Source organism: Roseateles sp. GW821-FHT09H11 (assembly GCF_059415845.1).
Genome location: NZ_JBWKOA010000001.1, coordinates 1,393,450 through 1,405,849, shown reverse-complemented (window position 1 = coordinate 1,405,849; position 12,400 = coordinate 1,393,450). Strand labels below are relative to the sequence as shown.

Sequence of the window (12,400 nt, the reverse complement as noted above, 5' to 3'; positions counted from 1 at the left end):
CTCAGTTCCCGAACGCCTTGCGCAGCCGCTCGCCCGCGAAGGCCTGCGCGTTGCGCGCCTTCTCGACGACGGCGGCGGTGCCGAAGAACTCGTGGGTGACGCCTTCGTAGTCGCGGCGCTCGACCAGCACGTCGGCCTTCTTCAGCGCGTCTTCCATCTTGGCGCTGTCCGAGCGCAGCGGATCCACGCGGGCGCTGATCAGCGTCACCGACGGCAGGCCGGTCAGCTTCGCGTCGACGAGGTTCAGGCGCCAGTCCTTCAACTGTTCCTTGTTGTCGAGCAGCTTGTCGATGAACCACTCGACCATCGCGCGGTTGAGCGGCTGGGCGGCGGCGTTCTCCAGGTAGGACTCGGTGTTGAGGCTGGTCTGCGTGACCGGATAGATGGCCAGCACGTGCGCCGGCTTCTGCAGGCCCGCGTCGCGCGCCGCGATGGCGGTGGCCAGCGCGAGGTTGCCGCCGGCGCTTTCGCCGGCCAGCGCGACGCGGCTGATGTCGCCCTTGAACTTCGAGGCATTCGCCAGCGTCCACTGGTAGGCGGCCAGCGCATCGTCCCAGGCGGCCGGGAACTTGTTCTCCGGCGCCTGCCGGTAGTCGACGGAGACCACGACCGCCTGCGCCTGCCTGGCGATGCCGCGCGCGCTGGCGTCGTAGACCTGCTTGTCGGCGATGACCCAGCCGCCGCCATGGAAGTAGACGACGACGGGGAAAGGGCCCGGCCCGGCGGGCGTGTAGAAACGCGCCGGGATCATGCCCGCGCCGCCCTGCACCGTGCCGTCGATGCTGGTCACGCCGGGCACGAGCTGCGCGGGATCGGTGCTGCGGCCGTTCTGGCGCAGCAGCGCGTTGACGGCGTCGGCGAGGGTGGGATTCGCGCGGGCGGCGGGCACGTCGATCTTCTCGATCGCCTTGGGCCGCAGGCCTTCATGCGCCTTCAGCACGGCGAGCATGTCGCCATCCAGCCGGATCCTGCCCACGGTCTTCGCGATGGCGGTCTTGAACTTGCCGGGCTGCTCGTTGCCGGTGCCCTTGCCCGCGTCGTCGGCGGCGTGGACGAAGGGCAGGGTGAACAGCAGCGCGCTCAGCGCGGCGACCTGGAAGTGAAGGCGGAGCATGGCGACGTCCTTGTAGAGCGGTGCGGCGCATCCGATGCGGATGCTCGCGGAGGGCTCAGCAAGGCGGGTGCCTGGGTTCGGAGGAGCGCTTGAGCCTCCTACGTCCTCGCCTTCGCCTCCAGCACGAAGTAGGCGATGGCCGCGATCGACAGCGGCGCGAGGTAGTAGAGCGCCCGGTACGCGATCAGCGCGGCGAGGACCTGGCCGTGGCCGAGCGTCGGGCCCAGGAAGGCGACGAAGACGGCTTCGAGCACGCCCAGGCCTGCCGGCACGTGCGCGATGACGCCGGCCACCGCGGCCACCAGCAGCACGGACAGGGTGTGGCCGTAGTCGACGCCCTGCTGCAGCAGCACCCACAGCACCGCGCCCATCGTCAGCCAGTTGGCCGACGAGATCGCCAGCTGCATCAGCGCGATGCGCAGGCTCGGGACGAAGAAGTCGTGGCCGCGCAGCCGGAACTCGCGGCGTCTGGAGAACGCGCACAGCGCCAGATAAGCAGCGACGATCACCCACATCAGCGCACCCAGCCCGCGCAGCGCGGCGGCGCTGATCCGCCACTCCGGCGGCGGCGCGAGCCAGCCGAAGAGGAACAGCCCGCCCGCGAGCAAGCCATAGCCGAGCCAGTTCGAGGCCATGCTCAGCGCGAGGATCTTCGCCGGCACCGGGTGCCTCAGCCCCTCGCGGGCGTACAGCCGCAATCGCATCGCGACGCCGCCGACCAGCGAGCCGAGGTTGAGGTTGAACGCGTAGCTGATGAAGGTGATCAGCATCACCCGCCGCGTCGGCACCGCGTGATGCGCCCAGCGTTTGCCGATCAGGTCGTAGCCGCTGTAGATCAGGTGGCTGAGCGCGCACAGCGCCGCGCCGGCGATCAGCACGCCCAGGGGCAGTTGCCGCAGCGCGTCGCCGACCTCGTCCCAGTCGACCTGCCGCGCCGCCCAGGCGAGCAGGGCCACCACGGCGACCGCGAACACGCCGCTCAGCCATCGGCCCCAACGCCAGCGCGCCGGGCGTTGCCCCGCGGCGTCCGGCGTCGGCGTGGCACTCACTCGGCCGTCTCCTTGCTCATGCATTTCACGCCGTGCGCGTCCTGCCCGCGCTGCTCGCCGGTCCCGTCTTGCCATGACCAGGCTTCAGCAGCCGGTGTCTGCGAGGCGCTCACCACCACCGGCGTTTCCGCCGCCGGCATCACCGGCTGCGTCTGCCGCGGCAGCCGCGCCAGCCAGCGCGGGAAATGCCGCAGCACGTGGAAGACCAGCGTGCCCATGCCGAGGCGCCACCACCAGCGATGCGCATTGGTGTGCTCGAGCTTCAGCAGCTTGCACTGGTTCTTCATCAGCGGCAGGAGCTTGTCGCGCAGGGCGCGGTTGAAGTCGCGGTCCTCGACGATCAGGTTGGCTTCGAGGTTCAGCGACAGGCTCAGCGGATCGAGGTTGCTCGAACCCACCGTCGCCCAGTGGTCGTCGACCAGCGCAACCTTGCCGTGCATCGGTCGTTCGCAGTATTCATGGATGTGGACGCCGGCCCGCATCAGCTGGTCGTACACGAGCTGCGCCGCCCAGCGCGCCCATGCGATGTCGGGCTGGCCCTGCAGGATCAGGTGGACGTCCACGCCGCGGCGCGCGGCACGCTGCATGCTCCGCAGCAGCAGGAAGCCCGGGAAGAAGTAGGCGTTGGCGATGATCACCTCGCGCTGCGACGCGTGCAGCGCGAGGCGGTACATGCGCTCGATGTCGTCGCGGTGGCGGTGGTTGTCGCGCGTGACGACGACCGCCTTGGCCTGGCCGGCCGTCGCTGCGTCGGCGCGACCCGTCGAGGGGGTGCTCTTGCGTGGTTCCTTAGCGCGGCTCGGCCACCAGCGACGCTGTCCCGCCGACCCGGCGGACGGCGTCTGCGGCGTCGCGGTGGCGAGGATCTCCCCCGTCACGCGCCGCAACTGCGCGACCACCGGCCCGCGCACGCGCACGGCGTAGTCCTGCTTGGCCTCGGGGCCGAAATCGATCAGGTGATCCGCCGAGTAGTTGATGCCGCCGATGAAGCCCGTCTCGCCGTCGACGACGACGATCTTGCGATGCAGCCTGCGGAACGGCTTCAGCCGCCGCGACAGCTTGGGCGGCGGGTCGAAGACGTGCAGCCGCACGCCCGCGTCGGTGAGTCCACTCACGAAGTTCATCGACAGCTCCGGCGACCCGAAGCCGTCCACCGTCATGTCCACGCGCACGCCGCGTTTCGCGGCCGCGATCAGGACCTCGCGCAAGGCCAGGCCGACCTTGTCCTCGAAGAGGATGAAGGTCTCGATGAGGACCTCGTGCTTCGCGCCCTCGATCGTGGCGAAGACGGCGGGGAAGAACTCCTCGCCGTTCTCGAGCAGCTCGAGGTCGTTGCCTGCGCTCCAGTCGGGGCGTTTCACAGCCGGATCTCCGCGGCCAGCGGCGCGTGGTCGGACAGGTGCGACCACGGCCGGCGCGGCAGCACGATCGGATGCTGCACCGACGCGCCGCGCACGTAGATGCGGTCCAGCGCCAGCAGCGGGAAGCGCGACGGGAAGGTCCGCGCCGCGGAGCCGTACGACTTCACGAAGACCTCCGCGAGACCGGCGCAGCGGCTCAGCATCTTGTGCGCCCGCTGGCGCCAGTCGTTGAAGTCGCCAGCGACGACCACCGGGTCGCCCGGGGGCAGGCTGTCGATCAGATGGCACAGGCGCTCGACCTGGCGCTGGCGGTGCGACTCGCGCAAGCCCAGGTGCACGCAGATCGCGTGCAGCTCGCGGCCGTCGGAGAGTTTCAGGACGCTGTGCAGGAGGCCGCGGCGCTCGGGACCTTCGATGGACACGTCGTGGTTGGTGTGTCGCGTGATCGCGAACTTGGACAGCAGCGCGTTGCCGTGGTGACCCTGCGGATAGACCGCATTGCGGCCGTACGCGAAGTCGGTCCACAGGCTGTCCGCGAGGAACTCGTAGTGGGGGCCCCGCGGCCAGTCGGCGATCCGGGCCGCATGCAGTTCATGCTCGCCCAGCACTTCCTGCAGGAAGACGACATCGGCGGAGACGGCTCGCACCGCCTCCCGCAGCTCGTGCAGGATGAAGCGGCGGTTGAAGAAGCCGAAACCCTTGTGGAGATTGACGGTGAGGACGGTGAATTTCATGGCTTGCCCTAGCGGCAAGCCCTGTGCCCGTCATCGCCTCAGAGGTCGTCGGGCTTGAGCATCATGGGGCCGATGCACAGGACCCCGAAGGTGAGGGCGAACGCGCCCACGAGGATGGCGCCGATCAGTTCAAGCATGGGGTGCTCCTGGTGGCGGTGCCGCGTCGCGGCGGGCTCCCGGCGCTCCGGGCGCGAGGCTCGGAATGCCGGGTGGGAGCGATCAATACTAGACCTGTCGGCGCCGCCGCCGCAATCGCGGACGGCGGTGACCCACCGCCCGTTCGGGGGATTCCGAGCCCGGGTTGCGCAATCTTTCCAGGCGTGCGCCGAACGCGCTCGACAGCGTGCGGCGTGCCATACGCGTACGTCAGCGGGAAATGAATCGCCAAGGTCGCGCACCGGTGGGGGGCGCGACCTGACCCTGTCTTGCGCCAACGTAACGTCGGCGCAATGAAGTCCATCAAAGCGCAACGCCGCGCTCCAGGCGGGGGCATCGCCACTAGATTGCGGGCACTCGTTGCCCAGGAGCACCTACGTGGCCAAGCCCCCCTTCAAGACCCTTCCCAAGCCCCTCCCGAAGCCGGTCCTCAAGCCGGTCTTCAAGCCGCTTCTCCTGCCCCGGCTCATCGGCCTCGCGCTCGGCGCCGCGGCGTTTGGTGCCGCCCATGCGCAGGAGGCGAACCAGCAGCTCGACACCGTCGAGGTCCGCGGCGTGCGGGCGACGTTGAAGAAGAACCTGGCCGAGAAGCGCGAGGCGCAGAACATCGTCGACAGCATCAGCGCCGAGGATGTGGGGAAGTTCCCCGACAAGAACGTGGCCGACTCGCTGCAGCGCGTGCCCGGCATCTCGGTGGATCGCATCTGGGGCGAGGGCAAGTCCATCTTCGTGCGCGGCACGGACAAGAACCTCAACATGACGCAGCTCAACGGCCAGGCCGTGGCGTCGTCCGAGTGGTGGCTGAACGAGCCGCAGACCCGCAGCTTCAACTACGACGTGCTGCCCTCCGAGATCGTCGGCAGCCTGGATGTCTACAAGAGTCCGTCGGCCGACCTGGATGAGGGCTCCATCGGCGGCCTCGTCATCGTCAAGACGCGCAGGCCGCTGGCCTTCAAGGACCCGTTGACGGTGCAGGTCTCCGCCGAGGCCATGTACAGCAAGCTGCCCGGCAAGACCGATCCGCAGCTGTCGGGCCTGTTGAACTGGAAGAACGACGACAAGACCTTCGGCGTGCTGCTGGCCATCAGCAGCCAGAAGCGCCACATGCGTCGCGACGGCCTGGAGCAGTTCTCCGACGGCAAGTACGACGTGAGGGATCAGAACGGCGTCGTCACCAATGCCTATGCGTCCTGGGGCGGCGGCTCGGCCATCTTCCGCCAGGAGCGCGAGCGCACGACGACCAACCTCGCGCTGCAGTTCCAGCCCAACCGGGCCACCGATCTCGTGCTGAACCTGATGGATTCGGACATGAAGATGAACAACAACAACCAGAACTACCTCTGGCAGGCCGGCGGCCTGGCGGTGGGCGGCGTCATCAGCGCCGTCGACCCGAAGTTCATCACCGTGGCCGACGGCAGCAAGGCGCTGGTCGGCGGCACGTTCGGGCCCAAGACCGGCGTGTCCTTCGAGCCCATCTATCGCGAGAGCTACATCAAGTCGCGCGTGGCGGACCTGGACGGCACCTACCAGGGCGGCAACTGGCAAGTGCACGGCCAGGCCGGCACCACGAGCAGCTCGGGCGGCAGCAAGCACGACCGCCATTTCTGGATGGAAGGCGACACGCGCACGACGATCTCGCTGGGGCCCGATCACTACGGCGTGAAGTACCTCGACATCAACCCGCTGGATCCGACAGCGCTGACGCTCAAGTCCGGCGACGACCGCATCCGCCGCATGGACGCCCGGGAGAAGTACGCCCAGGGCGACGTGACGGTCGACATCGACGGCAGCGTCATCAAGGCGGTCAAGGTGGGCGTCAAGCTGCGCGACAACACGCTCAGGAACACCCGCATCCAGGGCACGGCCGGGCCGGGCTCGAACGGCTGGCAGTCGTTCTCGCTGGCCGACCTGTCCACCGGCCCCTCGCCGCTGCTGAGCCAGGCCGCGGGCACGCCGGACGCGCTGCGGCAGTACGCCTGGTATGACGACGGTCTCGTCGCCAGCAAGGGCATCCCGATGTTCGACCAGGCGATGACCTACAAGGAGGTGCTCAACGAGAACTACAAGATCCACGAGCGCATCAGCGCCGTGTATGCCAAGGCCGACTTCTCGGTGGCCAGATTCCGCGGCGACTTCGGCCTGCGCGTCGTGCGCACGCAGCAGACCTCGGACGGCTATCTGGGCAACGCCAGCGGCGGCTTCTCACCCACCAGCGTCGATCACAACTACACCGACGCATTGCCCAGCCTGAACGTCGTCTACGACCTCAGCAAGGAGGTCATCCTGCGCGGCGCGGTCTCGCGCGCCATGGCGCGCCAGACCTTCGACCTGCTCAGCCCCGGCCTGCGCCGCGACGGCACCGTGCTCTCCAAGGGCTATGCCGGCAACCCGCTGCTCAAGCCCGTGCACGCCAACCAGGCCGAGATCGGCGCCGAGTGGTACTACGCCGATGCCGCGCTGGTCTCGGGCACCTTCTTCATCAAGAAGCTCGACACCTTCACCTACAAGGCGTCCAAGTCCGAGCAGGTGGGCGGCGAGACGCTGACGGTGGAGCGCCCCTACAACGCCGACAACGGCGCCGACATCAAGGGCTTCGAGCTGCAGTGGCAGCAGCCCTTCGGCAACACCGGCTTCGGCACCGTCGTCAACTACACGTTCACCGACGCCAAGGCCGGCGCCGTGGCGGGCCAGCCGCGCCTGAAGGTGCTGGGCAATTCGCGCGACCAGTTCAACTTCAGCGGCTATTACGAGCGGGGACCCATCACGTTGCGCGTCTCCTACAACTACCGCTCCAAGAGCTACGGCAACGTGGAGATGGGCGGCCAGGTCGTCAACAGCGCCTACGGCCAGTGGGACGCGTCGGCCAGCTGGGACGTGACACGCAACATCGCGCTCTATGCCAGCGCGGTGAACATCAACAACGAGGTCATCAAGTCCAACACCGTGGACGGCATCCCCGTCGGCATGTACGAGAACGGCGCGCGATACAGCGTCGGCGTCCGGGCCAAGTTCTAAGGGTCGACCACCTCCATGCATACCAAGACCCTGACCCCTGCGGCAGCACAGGGCGTGCTGCTGCCCATGCTCTTCATCGGGCTGATGTTCTTCATCCTCGGCTTCGTCACCTGGCTGAACGGCTCGCTGATCCCTTTCCTGAAGATCGTCTGCGAGCTGAACAACTTCCAGGCCTTGTGGGTGGCCTTTGCCTTCTACATCGCCTACACGGTGATGGCGCTGCCGTCGGCGGCCGTCCTGGCACGCATCGGCTACAAGAAGGGCATGACGGCCGCCCTGGGCGTGATGGCCATCGGCGCGCTGGCCTTCATCCCGGCCGCGCGCTCGGGCCAGTACGCGATCTTCCTCGCCGCGCTGTTCACGCTGGCCAGCGGCATGACGCTGATGCAGACGGCCATCAACCCCTACATCGTCTGCATCGGCGCGCGCGAGAGCGCGGCCATGCGCATCTCGATCATGGGCCTGTTCAACAAGGGCGCCGGCATCGTCGTGCCGCTGGTGTTCTCGGCGCTGATCCTGTCGGGCATGGAGCGCTTCTCCGAGCCGGCCCTCGCGGCCCTGGATGCCGTGGGCCGGGAGGCGCTGCGCAATGAGCTGTCGCAGCGCCTGGTCCTGCCTTACACGGTGATGGCCGCGGGTCTGCTGGTCTTCATGGCCCTGATCCATTTCTCGTCGCTGCGGGAGCCTGAGCTGGAAGCGGCCGATGCACCGTCGGACGCGGTGAAGCGCTGGGGCGTCTTCCAGCATCCGCAGGTCGTGCTCGGTGCCATCGCGCTGTTCGGCTATGTCGGTGTGGAGGTGATCGCCGGCGACACCATCGGGCTCTATGGCCGTGAACTCGGCGTTGCGCACTACGGGGTGCTGACGTCCTACACCATGGGCTTCATGGTGCTGGGCTATCTGCTGGGCGTCGCGCTGATTCCGCGCTGGATGTCGCAACGCACCGCCCTCATCCTCTCGGGGGCGAGCGGGATCGCGTTCGTGCTCGGCGTCGCCCTGTCGTCGCCGACGACCTCCAGCGTCTCGCAGGCGCTGCTGGGCTGGGCGGGGGTGCCGCCGGTGCCCGACACCGTGTTCTTCCTGGCGCTGCTGGGCCTGTCCAACGCCCTGGTGTGGCCGTCCATCTGGCCGCTGGCGCTGGAGGGCCTGGGCAAGTACACGGCCGCCGGTTCGGCCCTGCTCATCATGGGCATCGCCGGCGGTGCGCTGATCCCCATGCTCTACGGCCATCTGGCCGATGTGACCAGCCCGCAGCTCGGCTACTGGGTCATGCTGCCCTGGTACGGAGTCATCCTGTTCTACGCCCTGTTCGGCAGCCGCCTCCGGCGTTGGTGAAGGCGGTGTCCGTCTTGCTCCCTCTCCCGCTTGCGGGAGAGGGCAGGGGTGAGGGCCAGCGGCGGTGGCAGCAGGGCGATGAAGGGCGGTAGTGACGGCTCAGCCCGCAGGGAGGGCGACACGGACTTCAAATCCGCCCGACGGATGATTGCGGAAGCGCACCGTGCCGCCGTGGTCGGCCACGATCTCGCGCACGATAGACAGGCCCAGGCCCAGGCCTTCCTTGCGCAGGCCGGCGCCGTGCTCCAGCCGCGTGTAGGGCTGGCCCAGGAGAGCGAGCGCGCCGTCGGGCACGCCGGGCCCGTGATCGCGCACCGTGATGAGCACGAGGCCGTCCTCGTCGCTGCCGACGCTCACTTCCACCGCCTGCCCGGCATCGCCGTAGAACATCGCGTTGTCCAGCAGATTGCCGATGGCGCGCTTGAGTGCCAGCGGCTTGCCGAACACGGTCAGCGGCTCGTTCTGCAACTCGATCCTGTGCCCGCCCATGCGCGCGTCCCGCACCATCTTCTGCAGCACCAGGTCGATGCGCAGCGGTGCGCGGTTCTCGTGGATGTCGGTGTCCTTCACGATCTGCAGGGCGGTCTTCACCATCATGTCCAGCTCGTCGAGGTCCTCATGGAACTCGTCCTGCACGGCGGTGTCGTCCAGCAGTTCGCTGCGCAGCCTCAGGCGCGTGATCGGCGTGCGCAGGTCATGCGAGATGGACGCGAACAGGCGCTCGCGGTCGCCGATGTAGCGGCGGATGCGCTCCTGCATGTCGTTGAAGGCCTCGATGGCCTGGCGCACCTCCTGCGTGCCGCTGACGCGCAGCGGCTTGGGGGCCACGCGCCGGCCCACGCGTGCGGCCGCCTGGCTCAGACCCGCCAGCGGCCGCGTGATCGCGCGCACGGCGATCAGCGTGAGCAGCACTGCCAGACCCAGTGCGAGCAGTTGCGGGGTCAGGCGGTGCCAGGTGAAGAACTCCAGCTGTTCCAGGAAATAGGGGTCGGGCAGCGTGCTGCTGAGGTAGAGCCACACACCGGGTTCGGTCTCGGCCTGGATGACGAGGAAGGGCGCGGGCCGCTCGGCGGCGATCAGCGACGGCTCCACCCAGCTCTCCGGCAGATCGCTGAGCAGCGCGCCGCTGGGGGCCACCGCCAGGCCGATGGGCGAGGCCAGCACGACGCGGACCGGTGTGCCCTTGGGGAGCTGGGCGGTCAGCTCCTGGGTGACCTGCTGTTCCAGCATGCGCACCATGGGCTGGCCGGGCAGCGGCGTCACCGTCACCGCGGCGTTGTTGAAGAAGACCTGGAAGCGTGTGCCGCCCATGGTGCGCAGTTGCTCGATGAGCAGCGGCCGGTAGGCGGCGGGCAGTTCGCGCAGGGCCCGCATCGCCCCCATGGCGCCGCTGGTCACGTGATGGGCGGCCAGTTCGGTCTGGCGCCGCACGCGCTGCTCGATCTGGCTGTACCAGACGAGGTTCACCGTGAGTTGCACCAGGGCCAGGCCGCCCAGCATGGCCAGCACGAAACGGCCCTGCAGGCTGTCGAACAGGAAGCTGCGGGTGCGCTGCCACCAGCGTCGCGCGGGGGCCGGCGGGCCGTCGAAGTCGACGGCCGCGTCGGTCATCGACGTGCCCCTGTCGGTGCTGTCGGTGCGGACCGGGGCGTCTCAGAGCGCATGCCGCGGCGTCACGGTCGTCGAGAACACGTAGCCCGAACCGCGCACGGTCTTGATCAGCGCGGGCTGCTTGCCATCGTCCTGGAGCCGTTGGCGCAGGCGGCTGACCTGCACGTCCAGCGATCGGTCCAGCGGCCCCAGGTCGCGCCCGCGCGTGACCTCGGCCAGGCGGCTGCGATCCAGCACCTCGCCGGGGTGTTCGACGAGCAGCTTGAGCAGCTGGAAGTCCATGCCCGACAGCGCCGTGGCCGTGCCGTCGGGATCGACGAGGCTGCGCTCCAGCAGGTCCAGCGTGAAGCCGTTGAAGGCGTAGTAGCGCGGCTCCTTGGTCTTCTCCTGGCCGGTGCGGCGCGTGATGGCCTTGATGCGCGCCAGCAGCTCGCGCGGGTTGAAGGGCTTGCCGAGGTAGTCGTCGGCGCCCAGTTCCAGGCCGACGATGCGGTCGGTCTCGTCCGCGCTTGCCGTCAGCATGATGACCGCCACCTCGGAGCGTCGGCGCACCGACTGGCACAGCGTGAAGCCCTCGGTGTCGGGCAGCATCACGTCGAGGATGCACAGGCTGATCTCGTCGCGGTGGCGCTCGAACTCGGCCATGAAGCTGGCGCCGTCGTGGGCCAGCAGCACCTCGTACTGGTTCTTCTCGAGGTAGGTCTTCAGCAGGCTGCGGATCTTTTGATCGTCGTCGACGATCAGGATTTTTCGCGGGGTCATGGGGCGGCTTTCCTGGGGCTCAGCGCGCGCAGCAGGCCCTGCAGCTTGCGCTGGGCGGCGGCGGGTGTCTGGGTGGGGTCCAGCGCGAAGCGGTGGACGGTTTCGATGATGGCGTTCTTGCCGATCTCGCCGAAGGCCATGCGGTGCACGAGGCTGGGCACGCGCGGCGTGCCGGGGTTGGCGAAGAGGTGGAAGGAGGCCTGCGCGCAGGGGTCCAGTTCGTCGACCGGCACGTCGCGGCGCACGGGGATGGAGCCCTTGATGCGGTTGTAGCCCAGCTGCAGCGTGGCGCTGCCGAGCAGCTCGGCCATCTTCTCCTGGTCGGCCTGGCTGCCGCCGTTGCCGGCCAGCATGGCCAGCGTGTCGATGCTGTAGAGATGGGCCTGGGCGGTGCCCGGCACGGCCTTGCAACTGAAGTCGCGTTCGCCCTCCAGCCCCATCGTGCCCAGCTCGCCGCGGGCCCAGTCGCCCATGATCATCATGGCGCTGCGCTCGTTGGCGAAGTCGGCGACGACGTCGGTCCAGGGCCGCTCGCCGGGCGCCACGCCGCTGGCGGGCAGCGCGAGGTTGCGCCAGTTGCGCAGGCGCCTCAGCGCGCGCTCCAGCGCCGGATCGTCGAAGGCGCTGAGATCCCGCTGCTCCAGCATGCGGCGGTACAGGGCGGGGCCGGCTTCACTGAGCAGCATGGCCTCGAAGATGGTGGCCACCTGCCAGGGCTCGTCGCTGAAGGCCACCGGGGTGACGCCGGCCGCGCGCAGCTTGACGGCGGCGCGCTCCAGGCCGTCCCAGTCGTCGGGCGGGGCGATGCCGTGGCGCTTCAGCAGCGCCTTGTTGAGGTAGAGGTTGTTGATGCGCTGGATGCCCAGCGGCGCCGCGACGATGTGGCCGCGCACCGTGACCTGGGCCATGACCTGCGGGAACATGACCGAGGACCAGTTGCGCCGGGCCGCCACGCCGTCGAGTTCCAGCAGCAGGCCCATGTCGGCCCACTCGTTCATGGACGCGCCGTTGAGCTGGGCCACCTTGGGCGCCATGCGGCGCAGGATGCGTTCGTTCAGCACCTTGATGGCCGGGCCACCGCCGCCGCCCGCGACAGCGCCGTCGACCCATTTCAAGCCGTTCTCGGCCATGCGCGCGGCGACATGGTTGGCCGCGGCACGCTCGCTGGCGGACGTCCACCAGTGCAGCACATTCAGCTCACCGGCGCCCTCCGCCGAAGGGGCGGCCACGGTCGGCCCGGTCGCCATGACCGCGCAACTCCAG

The 12,400-nt window shown here is 68.8% G+C and carries 9 protein-coding genes; 2 read left to right on the top strand and 7 right to left on the bottom strand.

The features are described from left to right. Position 1 precedes the first annotated feature (1 nt). The 4 genes from AC07PR_RS05885 to AC07PR_RS05870 form a co-directional block, all read right to left on the bottom strand. Positions 2 to 1,114, bottom strand: coding sequence for an alpha/beta hydrolase (locus AC07PR_RS05885; RefSeq protein WP_495134690.1), 1,113 nt, complete (start codon positions 1,112 to 1,114; stop codon positions 2 to 4). Between the two features lie 98 nt (positions 1,115 to 1,212). Beyond that, positions 1,213 to 2,163, bottom strand: coding sequence for a lysylphosphatidylglycerol synthase domain-containing protein (locus AC07PR_RS05880; protein ID WP_377155751.1), 951 nt, complete (start codon positions 2,161 to 2,163; stop codon positions 1,213 to 1,215). Further along, complete coding sequence (clsB, locus tag AC07PR_RS05875) at positions 2,160 to 3,524, bottom strand: cardiolipin synthase ClsB (protein WP_495134689.1); 1,365 nt, start codon at positions 3,522 to 3,524, stop codon at positions 2,160 to 2,162. The genes AC07PR_RS05880 and clsB overlap by 4 nt, the downstream gene beginning before the upstream one ends. Beyond that, the gene (locus AC07PR_RS05870) at positions 3,521 to 4,258 is read right to left on the bottom strand and encodes an endonuclease/exonuclease/phosphatase family protein (protein ID WP_377155750.1); all 738 of its coding nucleotides are present in this window, start codon (positions 4,256 to 4,258) and stop codon (positions 3,521 to 3,523) included. The genes clsB and AC07PR_RS05870 overlap by 4 nt, the downstream gene beginning before the upstream one ends. Before the next feature lie 534 nt (positions 4,259 to 4,792). Between AC07PR_RS05870 and AC07PR_RS05865 the strand changes: the two genes are divergently transcribed. Together AC07PR_RS05865 and AC07PR_RS05860 are read left to right on the top strand one after the other, a co-directional pair. Continuing rightward, positions 4,793 to 7,429, top strand: coding sequence for a TonB-dependent receptor (locus AC07PR_RS05865; protein ID WP_495134688.1), 2,637 nt, complete (start codon positions 4,793 to 4,795; stop codon positions 7,427 to 7,429). 15 nt (positions 7,430 to 7,444) lie between these two features. After that, entirely contained in the window at positions 7,445 to 8,764 is a 1,320-nt protein-coding gene (locus tag AC07PR_RS05860) for a sugar MFS transporter (protein ID WP_495134687.1), read from the top strand. 99 nt (positions 8,765 to 8,863) lie between these two features. Here the strand turns inward: AC07PR_RS05860 and AC07PR_RS05855 are convergent, their stop codons facing one another. Genes AC07PR_RS05855 through AC07PR_RS05845 form a run of 3 tightly spaced genes read right to left on the bottom strand, consistent with a single transcriptional unit; the run spans position 8,864 to position 12,384 of the window. After that, positions 8,864 to 10,375: an ATP-binding protein gene (locus AC07PR_RS05855; RefSeq protein WP_495134686.1), complete on the bottom strand. Its 1,512-nt coding sequence runs from the start codon at positions 10,373 to 10,375 to the stop codon at positions 8,864 to 8,866. 42 nt (positions 10,376 to 10,417) lie between these two features. Next, on the bottom strand, positions 10,418 to 11,137 hold the full coding sequence (locus AC07PR_RS05850) for a response regulator (RefSeq protein ID WP_483105878.1): 720 nt from the start codon (positions 11,135 to 11,137) through the stop codon (positions 10,418 to 10,420). Beyond that, positions 11,134 to 12,384 (bottom strand): ABC transporter substrate-binding protein, encoded by a 1,251-nt coding sequence (locus AC07PR_RS05845; RefSeq protein WP_483105879.1) that lies wholly within the window; start codon positions 12,382 to 12,384, stop codon positions 11,134 to 11,136. The genes AC07PR_RS05850 and AC07PR_RS05845 overlap by 4 nt, the downstream gene beginning before the upstream one ends. Between the last annotated feature and the right edge of the window lie 16 nt (positions 12,385 to 12,400).